The sequence below is a fragment of the Mesorhizobium sp. B2-4-3 genome, from assembly GCF_006442815.1.
Taxonomy (GTDB): Bacteria; Pseudomonadota; Alphaproteobacteria; order Rhizobiales; family Rhizobiaceae; genus Mesorhizobium.
In genome coordinates this window covers 126596-146516 of sequence record NZ_VFVL01000008.1, presented here as the reverse complement: position 1 = coordinate 146516, position 19921 = coordinate 126596, and the positions used below count along the sequence as shown (strand labels likewise).

Genomic DNA, 19921 nt, shown 5'->3' with positions numbered 1-19921 from the left:
ATTTCACGGAACAGCTTCGCTTTTCCAGGACATGCGCGCATAAAGATTTCTTTATATCCCATTGTCGTGCGACGGCCGATCTGCTAGTCAGGCCGGCAACCGCGCCCTCCCATGCGCCTCCCGGCGCCGGCGCGTCTTTGAGAAAAAATCACACCGGAGCACTGCCATGACGGGTAGCAAGGACTATGTGGTCGCCGACATCTCGCTCGCCGGCTGGGGCCGCAAGGAGATCGAGATCGCCGAAACCGAAATGCCGGGCCTGATGGCCTGCCGCGAGGAGTTCGGCGCCAAGAAGCCGCTGAAGGGCGCGCGCATCACCGGCTCGCTGCACATGACCATCCAGACGGCGGTGCTGATCGAGACGCTGAAGGCGCTGGGCGCCGACATCCGCTGGGCGTCCTGCAACATCTTCTCGACCCAGGACCATGCGGCCGCCGCGATCGCCGAGGCCGGCGTTCCGGTGTTCGCCATCAAGGGCGAGTCGCTCGAGGACTACTGGGATTACACCGACAAGATCTTCCAGTGGGCCGATGGCGGCCTCTCCAACATGATCCTCGACGATGGCGGCGACGCCACCATGTACATTCTGGTCGGCGCGCGCGCCGAGGCCGGGGAGGATGTGCTGTCCAATCCGCAGAGCGAGGAGGAAGAATACTTCGTCGCGCAGATCAAGAAGCGCCTGAAGGCCTCGCCCGGCTTCTTCACCAAGCAGCGCGAAGCGATCCGCGGCGTCACCGAGGAGACCACCACCGGCGTCAACCGGCTCTACCAGCTGCAGAAGAAGGGCCTGCTGCCCTTCCCGGCGATCAACGTCAACGATTCCGTCACCAAGTCGAAATTCGACAATAAATACGGCTGCAAGGAATCGCTGGTCGACGGCATCCGCCGCGGCACCGACACGATGATGGCTGGCAAGGTCGCGGTGGTCTGCGGCTATGGCGATGTCGGCAAGGGCTCGTCGGCCTCGCTGCGCGGCGCCGGCGCCCGCGTCAAAGTCACCGAGGTCGACCCGATCTGCGCGCTGCAGGCGGCGATGGACGGCTATGAGGTGGTGACGCTGGAAGACGCCGCCCCCAACGCCGACATCGTCATCACCACCACCGGCAACAAGGACGTCGTCACGCTCGACCATATGCGGTCGATGAAGGACATGGTGATCGTCGGCAATATCGGCCACTTCGACAACGAGATCCAGGTGGCGTCGCTGCGCAACCTGAAATGGACCAACGTCAAGCCGCAGGTCGACCTGATCACCTTCCCGGACGGCAAGCGGATGATCCTCCTGTCCGAGGGCCGCCTGCTCAACCTCGGCAACGCCACCGGACATCCGAGCTTCGTCATGTCGGCCTCTTTCACCAACCAGGTGCTGGCGCAGATCGAGCTTTTCAGCAAGCACGGCCAGTACGAGAACCAGGTCTATGTGCTGCCCAAGCACCTCGACGAGAAGGTCGCGCGGCTGCATCTCGACAAGCTCGGCGCCAAGCTCACCGAGCTGTCCGGCGAACAGGCCGCCTATATCGGCGTGACGCCGCAGGGCCCGTACAAGCCCGAACACTACCGCTATTAACCAAAGCGAAATTATCTACCATATATTGAAGCCGGGTGGTTGACTTTCCATCCGGCTTTATTTTTTGCGCCAATGATTCTTCACGCCGATTCCGGCAAGCGTTATTGTTGTGATTCGCGGTCCGGGGACATGTTGGGCCGAGGACGCATTCAGGGCGGTCTTGCATTCAAGCGGCGAAGAGGACCAAGACATGCCGGGGGATTACCCGCCACGCGCGGGAAAGGCCGTTTCCGGCGGCCATGAGGATTCGAACGTGAGCGGCGGCGGTTTTCGTGCCGGCGTGCGGCTGGCCTCACTGCTTGCCACCTCGGCGCTTGCCGGCCCGCTGCTCGCCTTCGCGGCCCACGCCCAGACAGGTGCTCCGGTAAAGGCCTCGGCGTCCGTCAACACCGCCGAGGTCATGCAGCTCGCCATGTTCGTCGGCGTCATGGGCGCAGCACTTGTCTCGGCCATCTTCCTGATCCGAGAGCGCGCCCGCACCGCCTCGCAGAATGTCCAGCTCAGGGCTCGCGTCGCGGACGTCAACGCGGCGCTGCAGCGTTCCGAGGCGCTGCTCAACCTGCGCGACCAGCGCCTGGTGGTGTGGACCACGGACAACAAGAAGCCCGAGCTCATCGGCAGCCTGCCGCTGGAAAGCGGCGCGCCCGACGACAGATCCGCTTTCCTGGCCTTCGGCCGCTGGCTGATGCCGCGCTCGGCGGCGGCGCTGGAGCACGCGGTCGCGGCGCTGCGTGAACAGGCGAAGGCCTTCGACCTGGTCATCGAAACGCAGGCCGGCGTGCCGCTGGAGGTGCATGGCCGCAAGAGCGCGGCGCATGTGCTGGTGCGCTTCGTCTCGCTGTCGGAGACGCTGCGCAACCAGGCCAGGCTGAAGATCGAGAACCAGCGGCTCAGCGCCGACTACGACACCATGGTCGGCTTGCTCGACGCGTTGAAGATGCCGGTGTGGCTACGCGGCGCGGACGGGCGATTGCAATGGGTCAACCGCGCCTATGCCGAGGCGGTGGAGGCGGAAAGCACGGTCGCGGCCGTGCGCGACGCGAAGGAATTCCTCGGGGGCCAGGCACGCGAGCAGATCGCCGAGCAGCACAAGTCGCGCCCGGTCTTCGAGCAGACGCTTTCCACCGTGATCGAGGGCGACCGCCGCATGTTCGCGGTCACCGATTTCGCCGGCGCCGACGGTTCGGCGGGACTTGCCTGCGACACCAGTGCCGCCGAGACGATCCGCGCCGAGTATGAGCGGACCGTGCGCAGCCATGCCGACACGCTGGACCAGTTGAACACGGCGGTAGCGATCTTCGACACCGAGGAAAAGCTGCGCTTCTTCAACCAGGCCTTCCAGAAGCTGTGGGGTCTCGACTCGGGCTTCCTGCTCAGCGCTCCCTCCAACACGTTGCTGCTCGACAGGCTGCGCTCAGAAGGCAGGATCGCCGAGCAGCCGGAATGGCGGCGCTGGAAGGAAAACCTGCTCGGCGCCTATCGCGCCGTCGAATCGCAGGAGCATTGGTGGCACCTGCCGGACGGCAAGACGATCCGCGTCGTGGCGAACCCGCAGCCGAAGGGCGGCGTCACCTGGGTGTTCGAGAACCTGACCGAGAAGATGGACCTCGAAAGCCGCTACCAGACCGCCGTGCGGGTGCAGGGCGAGACGCTGGACAACCTCGCCGAAGGCGTGGCCGTGTTCGGTCCAGACGGCCGGCTGCGCCTGTCCAATCCGGCCTTCGTCGCGCTGTGGGGGCTGACGGTGGAGGCGGTCAAGCCGAACGTCCATGTTTCGGCGATCCGCGACCTGTGCGACCAGCGCGCCGTGAACAGCCCGTGGGGCGGCTTCGTCGCCGCGGTCACCGGCTTCGACGACGAGCGGCGCGACCGGCGCGGCCAGATCGAGCTCGTCAACGGCACGGTGCTGAGCTACGCGGTGATCCACCTGCCGAACGGCCAGGTGATGATCACCTTCGTCGACGTCACCGACACCGTCAATGTCGAACGGGCGCTGAAGGACAGGAACGAGGCGCTGGAGAAGTCCGACCAGCTGAAGAACGAATTCGTGCAGCACGTGTCCTATGAGCTGCGCTCGCCGCTGACCAACATCATCGGCTTCACCGAGCTTCTGTCGCTGCCCGCGACCGGGCCGCTGACGCCCAAACAGCGCGAATATGTCGAGCATGTCGGCTCGTCGTCGTCGGTGCTGCTCACCATCGTCAACGATATCCTCGACCTGGCCACCGTCGATGCCGGCATCATGCAGCTCGACATTTCCGAAATGAACATCGACCGGACGATCGCGGCTGCGGCGGAGCTGGTCGCCGACCGGCTGGACGAGCACCGGATCAAGCTCGAGATCGACGCGGCGGAGGCGCCCGCGAGCTTCCATGGCGACGAGATCCGCATCCGCCAGATCCTCTACAACCTGCTCAGCAACGCGGCAAACTACGCGCCGGAGGCGAGCACGATCACGCTGACATGCCGCCGCTTGGCCGACAGCGTCGAGTTCTCGGTGCATGACGACGGCCCCGGCATGCCGCCGGACGTGCTGGAATCAGTCTTCCGCCGCTTCGAGCCGCGCGCCAATGGCGGACGGCGGCGCGGCGCCGGGCTGGGCCTCTCGATCGTCAAGAGCTTCGTCGAACTGCATGGCGGAACCGTGCGCATCGAGACCGGCCAGGACAGGGGCACCACGGTCATCTGCATCTTCCCGGACAAGCCTTCCGGAATCCCGGATACGCCGGCGGGCATCCGCGACGCGGCCGAGTAGCGCGGCCCGATGGCAGGAACGGTGCTGGAACGTTTTCTCGCCGACGAGGTGGCAACGGCAAGGCTTGGCGAGGATCTCGCCATGGCGTTGCGCGCCGGTGATGCGATCGCGCTGAAAGGCGATCTCGGCGCCGGCAAGTCGACGCTGGCCCGCGCGCTGATCCGCGCGCTTGCCGACGATACCGGCCTCGAAGTGCCGAGCCCGACCTTCACCCTGGTGCAGAGCTACGAGACGCGCGTCCCGGTGCATCATTTCGACCTTTATCGGCTGTCCTCACCGGACGAGCTCGACGAGCTCGGCCTCGACGACGCGCTGACGCAGGGCACTGCGCTCATCGAATGGCCGGAACGGGCCGCAGACCGCTTGCCGCAAAACGCGCTGTGGGTCGAGCTTGCCGAACATGGCGAGGGCCGCGTGGCAAGGCTGTCCGGAAACGGGCCGGTCCATGATCGCGTGGCGCGATCGCTGGCGATGCGCGATTTCCTGGCCTCGGCCGGATGGGGCGAAGCCAGCCGCCGCCATTTCGTCGGCGACGCCTCCGCCCGCTCCTACGAAATCGTCTCGTTGGCCGGCGAGGCGCCGCGCGTGCTGATGAACTCGCCGCGGCTGGTGCTCGGGCCGCCGGTGCGCGACGGCAAGCCCTATGCGGTGATCGCCCATACGGCCCAGTCCGTCACCGCCTTCGTCGCCATCGACCGGGCGCTCTATGCCGCCGGCGTCAGCGTGCCGGCGATCCATGCCCAGGATCTCGACCAGGGTTTTCTGCTCATCGAGCATCTCGGCTCGGAAGGTTTCCTCGGTCGCGACGGCAAGCCCATCGCCCAACGCTACGAGGCGGCGGCCGAGCTGCTGGCCATGATGCATGGCAAGACCTGGCCCACGCGCATGGAAGCGGCGCCGGGCGCATTCCATGACGTGCCGCCCTTCGACCGGGAGGCTATGCTGATCGAAGCCGACCTTTTGGTCGACTGGTATGTGCCATGGATCACCGGCGAACCGGCAAACGACGAGTTGCGGGCAGGCTACCACAAGGTATGGAACGCGCTTCTCGATCGCCTGGCAGGCAGCGAATACACGCTGATGCTGCGCGATTTCCATTCGCCCAACATCATCTGGCGGGCCGAGCGCGCCGGCCTCGACCGGCTCGGCATCGTCGATGTGCAGGATGCGCTGATCGGGCCCGCGGCCTATGACGTGGCTTCTTTGGCCATGGATGCGCGCGTCACCGTTTCGCCCGCGATCGAGCGGCGGACGGTCGCTGCTTATGTCGCGGCGCGGCGCGGCGCCGGCGCTTTCGACGAGGCCGGCTTCGCCGAGGCCTATGCGATGATGGCCGCGCAGCGCAATTCGAAGATCCTCGGCATCTTCGTGCGGCTCGAAAAGCGCGACGGCAAGCCTTACTATCTGAAGCACCTGCCGCGCATCCGCGATTATCTGAGGCGGGCGCTGGCGCATCCGGCGCTTGCCGGCCTTAAGGATTTCTACATGGCCCACGGCCTGCTCGAGGAACGGGTTCCATGAAGCCCCCAACCATGACGCCGAAGACCGCGATGGTGCTGGCGGCCGGGCTTGGCAAGCGTATGCGGCCGATTACCGACACGATGCCCAAGCCTTTGGTGACGATCGCCGGCAAGACCTTGCTCGACTGGGGGCTGGACAGTCTGGAAGCTGCCGGCGTCGCCAAGGCCGTCGTCAACGTGCACTATCTGCCCGAGCAGGTCGTCGCCCATGTCGCCCATAGGCGCGCACCGAAGATCGTCATCTCCGACGAGCGCGAGGCGCTGCTGGAATCGGCTGGCGGTATCGTCAACGCGCTGCCGCTTCTGGGTGGCGAGCCCTTCTACATCATCAATGCCGACACGTTCTGGATCGACAGCGGCCAGCCCAGCCTCGAGCGCCTTGCCCTTGCATGGGACGCCGCCAGAATGGATATTCTGCTGATGCTTACCGATCTCGACTCAGCGACCGGGCATTGCGTCGGCACCGATTTCCTTGTTGCCTCCGATGGAACTCTACGGCGCTCGAAGGGTGATCCGACCGGGTTGATCTATGCGGGTGCTGCGATCATCCATCCGCGCATCTTCAAGGACGCGCCCACAGGCTCGCATTCGCTCAACGTCTATTTCGACAAGGCGATCGCCACTGGGCGCCTGTTCGGCATGAAGATGAACGGACGCTGGATCACCGTCGGCACGCCGGACGCGATTCCGGCGGCAGAGGCAGCCGTCGCCGGCGCGCTCGCTACCGCATCGGACCGAAAATCGGGTTCGATTTTCGGAAAGCACGATGCGTAGATTCAAAAGGTTAGATCGTCCTTGGTGCGCCCAAAAGGGCGCACGGCGATCTAATGCGGTATGAGCGGCGCGCGCCGCGTCCTTTCCATCCCGTCCGGAGCGCCGTTCCTGCCGACGCTGGCGGAGGCGTTGCTCGACGGGCGCCTGATCCCCGGCTTCCGCTTCGATGGCGATCCGCTGGCGCTCGCCGACGCCACCATCTATGTGCCGACGCGCCGTGCGGCGCGGGCGCTGCGCGGGGCTTTCGTCGATATTCTCGGAAAATGCTCGGCCATCCTGCCGACGGTGCGGCCGCTCGGCGAATTCGACGAGGACGAGGCCGACTTCGACGCCGAGGCGGCGCCGGCCATCGAGCTCGCGCCGCCGATCGCCGCGCAGGAGCGGCTGTTGTTGCTGGCGCCGCTGGTGCGCGCCTGGAAGGAAAGCCTGCCGGCGCATGTGCGAGAGCGGTTCAACGAGGAATTCATCGTGCCGACCTCGGCCACCGACGCCATCTGGCTGGCGCGCGACCTCGCCCGGCTGATGGACGAGATCGAGACCGAAGGCACGGATTGGGCGAAGCTCGCGACGCTGGTGACCGGCAATCTTGCCGGCTGGTGGCAGGTGACGCTGGATTTCCTCGGGATCGTCACCGACAACTGGCCGGAACTGCTCAAGGAGCGCGACCGCTCCAATCCGGCCGCGCATCGCAGCGCCCTGATCCGGCTGGAGGCAACGCGGCTGAAGCGCAATCCGCCGGCCGGACCGGTGATCGCCGCAGGGTCGACCGGCTCGATCCCCGCCACGGCCGAACTGCTTGGCGTCATCGCCGGACTGCCCAACGGCGCCGTCGTGCTGCCTGGGCTCGACCGCGAGCTGGACGACGCATCCTTCGCGGCGATCACGGCGCCCGGCGCGCGCCCGGCAACGCTCGGCCATCCGCAATACGGCCTCGCCAAGCTGATCGGCGGCATCGGCATTTCGCGCCGCGACGTCGAGGATATCGTCGCCGCGCCACCGCCGCTCGCGTTGCGCGCGGCCCTTGTCGGCGAGGCGCTGCGGCCGGCCGAAACCACCGAGTACTGGACCGAGACGCGGCCGCGCTTCACGGCACACGACATCGAACAGGCGCTTGGCGGCGTGACCCTGGTGGAAGCGGCGAACGAACGCGACGAGGCAGCGGCAATCGCCATCGCGCTGAAGCGCGCCGTGGAGACGTCGGGCAAGCGCGCGGCGCTCGTCACCGGCGACCGGGCGCTGGCGCGGCGGGTTTCGGCCGAACTCCTGCGTTTCGGCGTCGTCGCCGACGATTCCGGCGGCGCGCCGCTCGTCAACACGCCGGCCGCCAGCCTGCTTCGGCTCGCGCTGAGCGCCGCCTTCCGGCCCGGCGATCCGGTAAGCCTGCTGTCATTGCTCAAGCATCCGCTGCTTGGGCTCGGCCTCGAACGCCAAGCCGTGCGCAAGGCGGCCGAACTCGTCGAGCTGGTGGCGCTGCGCGGCGGCACGGGCCGCCCCGATGTCGCGTCGCTCGGCGCGCTTTTCGAGGCACGGCTGGCGGAGCTGAGCAGCGACACAAGGCAGCCCTTCTGGTTTTCGCGCCTGACCGTGCGCGGCATTGAGCAGGCGCGCGGAATGCTTAGCCGTCTTACCAATTCACTCCTGCCGCTCACCGCGATCCGCGACGAGAACGACGCCGACATCGCGACGCTGACGCGCGCCAGCGTTGTCGCGCTGGAGGATCTGGGCCGCGCGGCCGATGGCGGTCTGGCGGAACTCTATGCCGGCGACGCCGGCGAGAAACTCGCCGAGCTGTTGCGCGGACTGGTGGCGGCGTCCTCGCCCTTCACCTTCGCCGCTTCGGAATGGCCCGACGTGATGGAGGCGCTGATCGCGCCGGAGACGGTCAAGCCGGCGCAAGGCACCGACCGCAACATCGCCATCTGGGGCGCGCTGGAAGCCCGATTGCAGAACGTCGACACGCTGGTCATCGGCGGACTCAATGAAGGTGTCTGGCCGCGCAAGCCCGAGAGCGACCGCTTCATGTCGCGGCTGATGAAGACCGGCATCGATCTCGAGCCGCCGGAACGGCGCATCGGCCTTGCCGCGCATGACTTCCAGATGGCGACGGGTGCCGCTGCAGTCGTGCTGACGCGGTCGGCGCGCTCGGGCGACGCGCCGGCGGTGCCGTCGCGCTGGCTGCAGCGCATCCTGACCTTCATCGGCAAGGAGCCGGCAGCAGCACTGCGCGGCCGCGGCGACGCGCTGCTTACCTGGGCGCGCGCGCTCGATGCCGGCGAGAAGAAGGATTTTGCCCCCCGCCCGCAACCGAAGCCGCCGCTCAGCATGCGCCCGCAGCATTTCTCGGTCACCGAGATCGAGACTTTGCGTCGCGACCCTTACGCGGTCTATGCCAGGCGGATTCTCAACCTGATGCCGCTGGAACCTTTGATCCGCGATCCGGGCGCCGCCGAGCGCGGCACGCTGTTCCACGAAATCCTGCATTTGTTTTCGCGCCGCGTCGAAGACCCCCGGGCACCAAACGCGCTGCAAAGCCTCATCGAAGCCGGCCGTCTCTGCTTTGCCGAGGCAAAGCTTCCGCCGGATATCGAGGCTATCTGGTGGCCGCGCTTCGAAAAGCTCGCCGAAAACATCATTGAATGGGAGCATGGTCGCGCCGATGCGGTGGCGAGGCGCTATGCCGAGGAACGCGCCGACAAAACGGTGGTCGGCCGCACCGGCGTGACGCTGTCCGGCTATGCCGACCGCGTCGACCTGCTTGCTGGCGGCATGGCCGACATCCTCGACTACAAGACCGGCTCCTCGCCCTCGAAAGCGCAGGCGCACACGCTGCTGTCGCCGCAGCTTGCGCTTGAAGGCGCCTTGCTGAGGCGCGGCGCCTTCAAGGAACTCGGCATTCGCGAGCCCTCGCAACTCGCCTTCGTACGGCTGAAGCCGAATGGCGAGGTGTTCGAGGAATCGATCCTCGAATACAACCGCAAGCCCCGCACCGCCAACGACCTCTCCGAGGAAGCCTGGGCACGGCTGGAACGGCTGCTCTTCCACTATGCCGACCCGACAACCGGCTATCTGTCGCGCGCGCTGCCGTTCCGCGAAGGCGAAGCCGATGGCGACTACGACCATCTGGCGCGTGTGCTGGAATGGTCGGCCGGCGGCGCCAGCGAGGAGGAGGCGGAGGGATGAAGTATCCGATCCCCTCCGATACCGCGGCCAGCCAGGCGCGCGCTTCCGATCCCGCCTACTCCGCCTGGGTGTCGGCCAATGCAGGCTCGGGCAAGACGCATGTGCTGGCGCAGCGCGTCATCCGGCTCCTGCTCAACGGCACCGACCCGTCGAAGGTCCTGTGCCTCACCTATACGCGGGCCGCCGCCGCCAACATGTCGAACCGCGTGTTCTCGACCCTGTCGGAATGGACGGCGCTACCCGATGCGGAACTTGGCGTGCGGATCGCGGCGCTGGACGGCCGCGGCGCCGACCGCGACACGATGCGGCGCGCGCGGCGATTGTTCGCCGAGGCACTCGAGACGCCGGGCGGGCTGAAGATCCAGACCATCCACGCCTTCTGCGAATCCGTGCTGCACCAGTTCCCGCTCGAAGCCAACATCCCGGCGCATTTCGAGATGCTCGATCCGCAGATGGAGGCCTCACTGTTTGGCGACGCCCGTCGAGACATGATTTCGGGGGCGGGCGCTGGTGTCGAAGGCCTGGCGGAAGCCTTTGCCACCGTGCTAGAGCGCGGCGGCGAGTTCGGGCTCGATACGCTGCTTTCTGAAATCGTCGGCAAGCGCGGCGAGCTGCGCGATTTCATCGCCAAGCTCGGCAGGGATCGGGACTTCCGGCCGCTGTTCGCCGAATTCGGTTTCAGGCCCGGACAGACGGCCGAGGACATCGCCGCTTCGCTGTGGCCGCTGCCTGGCTTCGCGCCCCGCCAATTCGCCGAATTCGCGCAGGCCGCCGAAACCGCCGACGCGCGGCAGGTGCTGAACAACGTCATCCCCTATGCACGCGGCGCATTCGCCGAAACCGACCCGATCCGGCGGCTGCGGCTCCTGGCAAAGGCCTTCCTGAAGGCCGACGGCGACCCCTATGAGCCGCCCAAGATCTTCAAGAAGGCGCTGGTCGACCGGCTGCCGGACTTGGCCGATCGCTATCTGGCCGCGGCCAAGGCGATCCTCGAGGTAACCGACCGGCTGGCGCTGTTCCGCATGCTGGAAGGGACAGCGGCGGCGCTCACCGTCGCCGGCTGGCTGATCGCGCGCTATGAGCAGTTGAAGCGCGGGCGGGGTTTCCTCGACTTCAACGACCTCATCACCCGCACCGTCAGCCTCTTGTCGCGGCCGGATGCCGGCCCCTGGGTGCAGTTCAAGCTCGACCAGGGCATCGACCACATCCTGCTTGACGAGGCGCAGGACACCAGCCCCGACCAGTGGGAGGTGGTGAAGAAGCTGACGGAAGAGTTCTTTGCCGGGCTCGGCCAGCGCGAGACAGTCACGCGCACGATCTTTGCCGTGGGCGACGAGAAGCAGTCGATCTACTCCTTCCAGGGCGCGGCACCCGATTCCTTCGCCGAAAGCCGGCTGTTGTTCGCCGGACGCGTGCGCGACGCCGAAGCCGCCTTCGCCAATCTCAAGCTCACCTGGTCGTTCCGTTCGAGCGACGACGTGCTTGCCGCGGTCGACCGCGTCTTCGCGGAACCGGGCGTCAGGCGCGGCATCAGCCACGATCCCGATCCGCTCAGCCACAAGGCGATCCGCAATGACGCGCCGGGCTATGTCGAGGTGTGGCCTTCGATCGGCACTGATGCGGTCGAGGAGCCCGACGATTGGACCTTGCCGGTCAACCATGCCAGCGCGCCGGCCGTGCGGGTGGCCGAGCATGTCGCTACGACCATCCAGAACTGGCTGCGCAGCGGCGAGGCGATCGAAGGCAAGGGCAGGAAACTGACCGCCGGCGACATCCTCGTCCTGGTGCGCAAGCGCGACCGCTTCGTCCATGCGCTGTCGCGTAGCCTGAAGAACCGGCAGATCCCGGTCGCCGGCGCCGACAGGCTGAGCCTGCCCGGCCATATCGCCGTTCAGGACCTGATCGCGCTCGGACATTTCCTGATCCAGCCGGAAGACGATCTTTCCTTGGCCGCGGTGCTGCGCAGTCCGATCTTCGAGGTCTCCGAGGAGGCGTTGCTGGTATTCGCTGGCTCGAGGCCGAAAGGCCAGTCGCTGATCGCTTCGCTGCGGCAGCATGCGGCGGAAGATGTCGCGCTCACCGCTGTCGTTAGCCGGCTCGATGAGTGGGCGAGCGAAGTTGCCTTCAAGCCGGTGTTCGAATTCTATGCCGCGGTGCTGGCGCGTGACGGCCTGCGCCGCAAGATGACGGCGCGGCTGGGGCCCGAAGCCGGCGACATCCTGGACGAATTCCTGAGTTTCTGCCTGGCCGAGGAACGCACCGGCCTGCCTGGGTTGGAATCCTTCCTCTCTACGCTGGAAAATGCCGGTCCCGAGATCAAGCGCGAGATGGACCAGACGCGCGACGAGGTCCGCGTCATGACCGTGCACGCCGCCAAGGGCCTGGAGGCGCCGGTGGTTTTCCTGGTCGATGGCGGCTCGGCGCCGTTCAGCGACCAGCATCTGCCGCGGCTCATGCCGTTCGAAAGCTCGGGGACGCAGTGGAGGGGCAAGGGTTATCTGTGGCGCTCGGCCAGCGATGTCGCCAACGGCGTCTCGAAGGCGGCTTCGATCCGGGCGCGCGAACTGGCGGACGACGAATACCGGCGGCTGCTCTATGTCGGCATGACGCGCGCCGAGGACCGGCTGATCGTCTGCGGCTATCACGGCAAGCGTCAGCCCAGCCCCGGCACCTGGCATTCGATCGTCAGCCGCGCGTTGCTTGGTGCGCCGGAAAGCGAGGAGCGCCGGCATCCTGCAACGACCGATGTGGCCGTGCACCGCTTCCACATGACCAAATTGCCGCCGGTGGCGCCGACCGGCGTCGACAAGGCGGGGTTGTTCGAGCATACCGCGCCATTGCCGGACGGCCTGTTCCGGCCGCTGCCGCCCTATGAGGAGCTGCCGCGGCCACTTTCGCCTTCCGGCGCCTCGGCGCTGATCGACGAGGCGAAAGACGCCGCGCCCGACACACGCTCGCCGGTGCTCGATGCCGCCGCCGAGCCCGGCTTTGCGGTGATGCGGGGCCTGGCCCTGCACAAATTGCTGCAGGTGCTGCCTGGGATCGCCGAAGCTGAAAGGCGGGGCGCGGCGGAGCGCTATCTGGCACGCGCCGGTGTCGATTGGCCGGAAAGCGAGCGCGACCGGGCGCTGGAGGCGGTGCTGTCGATCCTGTCCGACAATCATTTCGCGGCGTTGTTCTCGCAATCCTCGCGCGCGGAAGTCGCGGTGATGGGCAGCCTCGAGGTGAAGGGCAAATTGCGTTCGATCTCCGGCAAGATCGACAGGCTGGCTGTAACCCCGGAGAAAGTGTCGATCGTCGACTACAAGGCCAACCGGCCGGCGCCCGGGAACCTGGCGCAGGTGCCGCCCGCCTATGTGCTGCAGCTTGCGCTCTACCGGGCGCTGCTCCAGCCGCTCTATCCCGGCCGCGAGGTGACGGCCGCGCTGCTGTTCACCGAGGCGCCGCGCCTGATCGAGCTGCCCGCCCCCGCCATGGATGACGCCCTTGCCCGACTCACGGCAGCGTGACACAAGAACTGCTTGAACATCGCCGCCATAACCACCACATTTGGTGCAACCCGAGTTTTCGAAAGGATTTCAGCATGGCCACCGTCAAGGTCGACACGAGCAATTTCCAGGCCGATGTGCTCAACGCCAAGGAGCCGGTCGTGGTGGATTTCTGGGCGGAATGGTGCGGCCCCTGCAAGATGATCGCGCCGGCGCTGGAAGACATCGCCAAGGAGCTTGGCGCGAAGATCAAGGTCGCCAAGCTCAACATCGACGAGAACCCCGAGCTCGCCGCGCAGTACGGCGTGCGCTCGATCCCGACGCTGATGATCTTCAAGGGTGGCGAAGTCGCCGACATGAAGGTGGGCGCCGCACCCAAGACCGCGCTGTCGCACTGGATCAACGGCAGCCTTGCCTGAGCCAATCTGAAGTCTTCAAGATCCAAGCCCGGCCATCGCGCCGGGCTTTTTCTTTGGCGCCATCGCTTGACGCGCGCTGGCTCTCGCCGGCGGGCACTCCATGGCCTCTGTTCGCAGGAAAGGGAGAGCTTCATGACCGGAACAGCCAAGGCCATAGTTCACGTCGACAATGAGCGCGTCATCGTCACCGAATACCGCTTCGCGCCGGGCGCCAACACCGGCTGGCACCGCCATGGCCACGACTATGTCGTGGTGCCGCTGATGGACGGCAAGGTGAAGCTGGTGACCAAGGACGGCGAATCCTTCGCCGAGATGAAGCAGGGCGCGCCCTATTTCCGTCGGGAGGGCGTCGAGCACGATGTCATCAACGCCAATGACGGCGAGTATGCTTTCATCGAGATCGAGCTGAAGTGAGCGGGATGGCCATCACCTGCCATCTTGATGGCTAAGCTCTGTCGGTATCTATTTCCGGCAAGCGGAGTTCAAATGGCAGAACCAAAACTCTCAGTCCGTAGCGCGAAAGCACGGGATATTGCTCATCGACTTGCTCGTCGGGAAAATCGCTCCATAGCCGATGTGGTCGAACGCGCGCTTGCTTCTACGCTCGCCTGGTTGCAAGCAGCGGAGCCGACATCGATCTGGAGAAAATTATCGCGAAGGCCGCGAACTCTAGCGGCACTGCACAGGGATTTTGACCGGTCGGCTCTGTTTGCATTGGCAGGTGGCATGCCTTTGGAGATTGGCCGAGACGCCCTTCGCGATCGTCATTCTAGGGCGGAGCAGGAGCGAAGCTCCGTCGCGAAGACCCTGGAATCCATGCCGTTACCTTCGCCAGGGAGTGCAACGGAGCAAATTCTGTACCGTGGCGGCGCTTCCAAGTCACGGCATGGATTCTATGGTCTGCGCCGCGTCGCTTCGCTCCTTGCTCCGCCATAGAATGACGAGATGGGGGCGGCTTCAGCCAATCTCCGGCGTTTGCGCTGATTTCACGCAAATGAACGGAAAATCTGGCACCAAGACAAACGGCAACCTTTCAAAATCCCTGTGTCGGGAAGTAGCCGAATTTCGGACTGATCAATTGGCTGAATTAGTCACCAGTCGGCGATGCGATCGCCGCCGGCGAACTGCGCGCTTTTGGCGGTGTATTCGAACAGCTCGATCTTCACCCCGTTCGGGTCGGCGATCCAGGCCTGGTACGTGTCATCGCAGGCGAGCTTCTTTGGCGTCACCGCGATGCCCTTCGACCGGATGTGAAGGATCGCCGCATCGATGTCTTCCACCTCAAGGCAGAAGTGGTTGATCTGGTTTGCCGCGCTGTAGCTGGCTTCGCTTTTCTCGAACACCTCGACATGGCTGCGGCCACCGCAGTCGAGGTAGAAGCCGAAGATCTTGCCGTCGCGGAGGAAATTGAACCGCGTATCCATGCCGAGGACGTCACGATAGAAGCGGCGCGTCGCCTCCAGGTCATGCGCGAAGATGCAGACATGGGCGAGTTGCTTCACCTTGATCATGGTCGGTTCCTTTCGCCCCCCGCCGAAATCCAATACGTCATGCCGATTGCTTCAGGTCGGCGGCGTGCCGTTCTCGGCCAGCACGGCGCCTGCGAAATAGAGCGAGCCGCCGATCAGGATACGCGGCGCCGGGCCGTCCCAACTGTCGCGCAACAGCATCAGCGCGCTGGCGACGGAGCTGACCGGCTCGGCCGACAGCCCGGCCTCTTCGGCACACAGGGCCAGCTCGTCGTTGGGAACGCCGGCGTCGCTGCTGGTTACCGGCACGGTGTAGACATGGCGGGCCAGCCCCTTGAAGGCGCTGAAATAGCCAGACTGGTCCTTGGTGTTGATCATGCCGGAGATCAGCACCAGCGGCCTCGGGTTCTTTTCCTCCTGCTCGGCCAGCGCCTCGGCGATGACGATGCCGGCGCCGGGGTTGTGGCCGCCGTCCAGCCAGATCTCGGCGCCCTTCGGCGCCAGGTCGACGAGCTTGCCCTGCGTCAGCTTCTGCATGCGCGCCGGCCAGGCGACTTGGGTCATCGCCCGCTCGGCGGCGCGGTGGCCGATCTCGAAGCCGGCCGCCTTGACGGCGGCGATCGCCGCCGCGGCGTTGGCGTATTGATGGCGCCCCGGCAGGCGCGGCGAGGGCAGGTCCATCAGCCCGTCCCCGTCCTGATAGACCATGCGGCCGTTCTCCTCGAAAGCGAGGAAATCCTGGCCATAGACCACGGTCGGGCAATCCAGCCGCTCGGCCGTCTCGATCAGCACCTGAAGCGCGATGTCGCTTTCCTGGGCGCCGATCACCACCGGGCAGCCGCGCTTCATGATGCCGGCCTTCTCGGCGGCGATCAGCTCGACGCGGTCGCCGAGATAGGCTTCGTGGTCCATCGAGATCGGCATGATCACCGAAACCGCCGGCTGCTTGATGACATTGGTGGCGTCGAAGCGGCCGCCGAGGCCGACCTCGATGATCGCCGCCTCCGCCGGATGCTCCGAAAACAGGATGAAGGTGACGGCGGTGAGTATCTCGAAGACGGTGATCTTCTGGCCGCCATTGGCCTCGGCGACACGCGCGATGGCCTCGGCGAAGATATCGTCCTCGACGAGCTTGCCGCCGCCTTCGGCCGCCAGCCGGTAACGCTCATGCCAGTTCACCAGATGCGGCGAGGTGTGGACGTGAACGAGGTGGCCGGCCGCCTCCAGCAGCGCGCGCGCGAAGGCGGCGCAGGAACCCTTGCCGTTGGTGCCGGCGATGTGGATGACCGGCGGCAGCCGGTCCTGCGGATTGCCGAGGCGCTCGAGAAGCCGCGTGACGCGGTCCAGCGAAAGGTCGAAGCCTTTCGGATGCAGCGTCATCAGATGTTCGATTTCGCGTTCGGCGGAAAGCGTTGTCATGATGGAATCCTAGAGCGGTTCATCATTTCATGGAAATTCTGAACCGCTCTCTCTTTTTTGTTGACGCAATTCCGGACGGAAAACCGTTTCACACTTTTCCTGGAATTGCTTTAGCGCCTAACCAGAGATCGGGAATCGGTCTCGGAACGGTCATGCGCAAATCAGAGGCTACAGCACGCAACGGGCGGCGCAAATCGCGGTTCGCGGCGAGCGATGTCGCGTCGGGCCGATATCGTCAGGCTTGCGGCCGCGCCTCGGCATTGACCACCGCCGGCGGCAGGATCTCCGCCTCCAGCGGCTTCTCGGCCTCCGGCATCTTGAGCAGCATCTTCAAGAGCTGGGAAATGGTCCGGCGCATCTCGAGGCGCGAGACGACCATGTCGACCATGCCGTGCTCCATCAGATATTCGGCGCGCTGGAAACCGTCGGGCAGCTTTTCGCGGATGGTCTGCTCGATGACGCGCGGGCCAGCAAAGCCGATCAGCGCCCCGGGCTCGGCGATCTGGACGTCGCCCAGCATGGCGTAGGAGGCGGTGACGCCGCCGGTGGTCGGGTTGGTGAGCACGACGATATAGGGCAGGCCGGCTTCCTTCAGCCGGTCGACGCCGATCGTGGTGCGCGGCAATTGCATCAGCGACAGGATGCCTTCCTGCATGCGTGCGCCGCCGGAGGCGGCGAACAGGATCAGCGGCCGCTTGCGCTGCAGCGCGACCTCGAAGGCATGCACGATGGCTTCGCCGGCGGCCATGCCCAGCGAGCCGCCCATGAAGGCAAAATCCTGCACGGTGACGATGACCGGCAGGCCGTCGATGGTGCCGGCGCCGTTGAGGATCGCATCCTCGAGGCTGGTCTTGGCCTTCGCCTCCTTCAGGCGATCGGTGTAGCGCTTCTCGTCGCGGAACTTCAGCGGATCGAGAACGACCTTGGGGTTTTCCAGCACCTCATACTTGCCGTCGTCGAAGAAGTACTTCAGCCGCTCCTTGGCCGAGATCTTCATGTGGTGGCCGGAAGCCGGGATGACGAACTGGTTGGATTCGAGATCCTTGTGGAAGATCATCTCGCCGGTCTCGGGATCCTTGATCCAGAGGTTTTCCGGCATGTCGGTGCGCCGGCCGAGCATCGAATTGATCTTAGGGCGGACGTAATTGGTGATCCAGTTCATGGCTTCGGCTCCTGTCCTGGAAAGGACTGCAAGCAATTCCAGGGAAAGTCTGTTGCGGTTTTCCGGCCGGAATTGCTCAAGAACAAATAGTCAGGCTATTCGGCGGCAGCAAGGCGGGCCGAGCGGACGCCCTGGGCAAGACCGCTGACCAAAGTGGCGACGGCTTCCGCCGGATCGGCTGTCTTCTCACCCTTCGGTCCAAGCACATTGGCGATCGCGTTGACGATCGCCGTGCCGACGACGACGCCGTCGGCCGAGGCTCCTATGACACGCGCCTGCTCGGCGGTCTTGACGCCGAAGCCGACGCAGACCGGCAGCGCCGTATGGCCCTTGATGCGCCTGACCGCCGCCGAGACCTTGGCGGTGTCGGCGAGTGCCGAGCCGGTGATGCCGGTCATCGAGACGTAATAGACGAAGCCGGAGGTGTTTTCCAAAACCTTGGGCAGGCGCTTGTCGTCGGTGGTCGGCGTCGCCAGCCGGATGAAGTTGACACCGGCTTTCAGCGCCGGAATGCAAAGCTCCTCATCCATCTCCGGCGGCAGGTCGACGACGATCAGACCGTCGATGCCGCTCGCCTTGGCATCGGCGAGGAAGCGGTCGACGCCATAGATGTAGATCGGATTGTAATAGCCCATCAGCACGATCGGCGTCTCGTCGTCGCCGGCGCGGAATTCGGACGCCAGCTTCAGCGTCTTGGCCAGCGTCTGGCCGCCCTTCAGCGCTCGAAGACCCGCCGCCTGGATCGCCGGGCCGTCGGCCATCGGATCGGAGAAGGGCATGCCGAGCTCGATGACGTCGCTGCCGGCGCCCGGCAGCGCCTTCATGATGGCCAAAGCGGTATCGTAGTCCGGGTCGCCGCCCATGAAATAGGTGACCAAAGCCGGGCGGCCTTCGGCTTTGAGCTTGGCCATGCGGCGGTCGATGCGGGTGGTCATCATCAGATCTCCATGCCCAGCATGTTCGCCACCGTGTGCACGTCCTTGTCGCCGCGGCCGGACAGATTGACGATGACGATCTGGTCCTTGTCCATCTTGGGCACGATCTTCATCGCATGCGCGATGGCATGCGCCGATTCCAGCGCCGGGATGATACCTTCGACGCGGGTGGTGAGCTGGAAGGCTTCCAACGCCTCGTCGTCGAGGATCGGCTCATACTGGACGCGGCCGGAATCGCGCAGCCAGGAATGTTCCGGACCGACGCCCGGATAGTCGAGGCCGGCCGAGATCGAGTGGCCGTCGAGGATCTGGCCGTCCGCGTCCTGCAACAGATAGGTGCGGTTGCCGTGCAGCACGCCTGGCTTGCCGGCATTCATCGAGGCGCAGTGCTCGATGCCGTCGAGACCGCGCCCGCCGGCCTCGATGCCGATGATGCGGACGTCCTTGTCGTCGAGGAAGGGATGGAACAGGCCGATGGCGTTGGAGCCGCCGCCGACGGCGGCGATGATCACGTCCGGCAGCCGGCCTTCCTGCTCCAGAATCTGGGCGCGGGCTTCCGTTCCGATCACCGACTGGAAGTCGCGCACCAGTTCCGGATAGGGATGCGGGCCGGCAGCGGTGCCGATCAGGTAATAGGTGTCCTCGACATTGGTGACCCAGTCGCGCAGGGCCTCGTTCATGGCGTCCTTCAGCGTGCCGTGGCCGGCGGTGACCGGCCGCACCTCGGCGCCGAGCAGCTTCATGCGGAAGACATTCGGGCTCTGGCGGGCGACGTCGGTGGCGCCCATGTAGACGACGCAGGGATAGCCGAAGCGCGCCGCGACGGTGGCCGAGGCGACGCCATGCTGGCCGGCGCCGGTCTCGGCGATGATGCGCTTCTTGCCCATGCGCTTGGCGAGCAGGATCTGGCCGAGGCAGTTGTTGATCTTGTGCGAGCCGGTGTGGTTCAGGTCCTCGCGCTTGAAATAGACTTTTGCGCCGCCGAGATGCTTTGTAAGGCCCTCGGCGAAATAAAGTTTTGACGGCCGCCCGGCATAATGGGTGGAGAGGTTCTGCAGCTCGGCCTTGAACTCCGGATCGGTCTTGGCCTTGTTCCACTGCTCCTCCAGATCGAGGATCAGCGGCATCAGCGTCTCGGCGACGAAGCGGCCGCCGAAAATGCCGAACATGCCCTGCTCGTCGGGTCCGGTGCGGAAGGAATTGGGCATTGCCGGCTTGTTCATCGCCGATCTC

General features: G+C 65.6%; 13 protein-coding genes and 1 pseudogene. 9 read left to right on the top strand and 5 right to left on the bottom strand.

The features are described 5' to 3' along the window. The first annotated feature begins 166 nt into the window (after positions 1–166). The 9 genes and pseudogenes from ahcY (at position 167) to FJ956_RS30840 (ending at position 14398) form a co-directional block, all read left to right on the top strand. Positions 167–1567, top strand: coding sequence for an adenosylhomocysteinase (ahcY, locus tag FJ956_RS11110; protein ID WP_140674261.1), 1401 nt, complete (start codon positions 167–169; stop codon positions 1565–1567). 190 nt (positions 1568–1757) lie between these two features. After that, positions 1758–4322: a PAS domain-containing sensor histidine kinase gene (locus FJ956_RS11105; RefSeq protein ID WP_140674258.1), complete on the top strand. Its 2565-nt coding sequence runs from the start codon at positions 1758–1760 to the stop codon at positions 4320–4322. 9 nt (positions 4323–4331) lie between these two features. Continuing rightward, positions 4332–5843 (top strand): tRNA (adenosine(37)-N6)-threonylcarbamoyltransferase complex ATPase subunit type 1 TsaE, encoded by a 1512-nt coding sequence (tsaE, locus tag FJ956_RS11100; protein WP_140674256.1) that lies wholly within the window; start codon positions 4332–4334, stop codon positions 5841–5843. Next, a complete protein-coding gene (locus FJ956_RS11095; protein ID WP_246672001.1) occupies positions 5840–6616 on the top strand; it encodes a nucleotidyltransferase family protein in 777 nt (258 codons plus the stop codon). Before tsaE ends, FJ956_RS11095 begins: the two co-directional genes overlap by 4 nt. Positions 6617–6676: 60 nt before the next feature. Then, positions 6677–9796 carry a double-strand break repair protein AddB gene (gene addB, locus FJ956_RS11090; RefSeq protein ID WP_140674254.1) on the top strand — a complete coding sequence of 1040 codons (3120 nt, stop codon included), beginning with the start codon at positions 6677–6679 and terminating at the stop codon, positions 9794–9796. Then, positions 9793–13305: a double-strand break repair helicase AddA gene (gene addA, locus FJ956_RS11085; protein WP_140674252.1), complete on the top strand. Its 3513-nt coding sequence runs from the start codon at positions 9793–9795 to the stop codon at positions 13303–13305. The genes addB and addA overlap by 4 nt, the downstream gene beginning before the upstream one ends. Positions 13306–13379: 74 nt before the next feature. Continuing rightward, positions 13380–13703: a thioredoxin gene (gene trxA / locus FJ956_RS11080; protein ID WP_140674250.1), complete on the top strand. Its 324-nt coding sequence runs from the start codon at positions 13380–13382 to the stop codon at positions 13701–13703. A 132-nt stretch (positions 13704–13835) separates the two neighbouring features. Further along, positions 13836–14117 carry a cupin domain-containing protein gene (locus FJ956_RS11075; RefSeq protein WP_140546375.1) on the top strand — a complete coding sequence of 94 codons (282 nt, stop codon included), beginning with the start codon at positions 13836–13838 and terminating at the stop codon, positions 14115–14117. A 72-nt stretch (positions 14118–14189) separates the two neighbouring features. Beyond that, positions 14190–14398: pseudogene (locus FJ956_RS30840) on the top strand (plasmid stabilization protein). Positions 14399–14794: 396 nt separating this feature from the next. Here FJ956_RS30840 and FJ956_RS11065 read toward each other — a convergent pair. The 5 genes from FJ956_RS11065 to trpB form a co-directional block, all read right to left on the bottom strand. Beyond that, positions 14795–15214, bottom strand: coding sequence for a VOC family protein (locus tag FJ956_RS11065; RefSeq protein WP_140674248.1), 420 nt, complete (start codon positions 15212–15214; stop codon positions 14795–14797). A 51-nt stretch (positions 15215–15265) separates the two neighbouring features. Beyond that, on the bottom strand, positions 15266–16591 hold the full coding sequence (locus tag FJ956_RS11060) for a folylpolyglutamate synthase/dihydrofolate synthase family protein (protein ID WP_140674246.1): 1326 nt from the start codon (positions 16589–16591) through the stop codon (positions 15266–15268). 235 nt (positions 16592–16826) lie between these two features. After that, positions 16827–17753, bottom strand: coding sequence for an acetyl-CoA carboxylase, carboxyltransferase subunit beta (gene accD, locus FJ956_RS11055; RefSeq protein WP_140674244.1), 927 nt, complete (start codon positions 17751–17753; stop codon positions 16827–16829). Between the two features lie 95 nt (positions 17754–17848). After that, on the bottom strand, positions 17849–18688 hold the full coding sequence (gene trpA / locus FJ956_RS11050; RefSeq protein WP_140674412.1) for a tryptophan synthase subunit alpha: 840 nt from the start codon (positions 18686–18688) through the stop codon (positions 17849–17851). Positions 18689–18690: 2 nt separating this feature from the next. Beyond that, positions 18691–19911, bottom strand: a complete 1221-nt coding sequence (gene trpB / locus FJ956_RS11045) for a tryptophan synthase subunit beta (protein WP_140674242.1) — start codon at positions 19909–19911, stop codon at positions 18691–18693. Between the last annotated feature and the right edge of the window lie 10 nt (positions 19912–19921).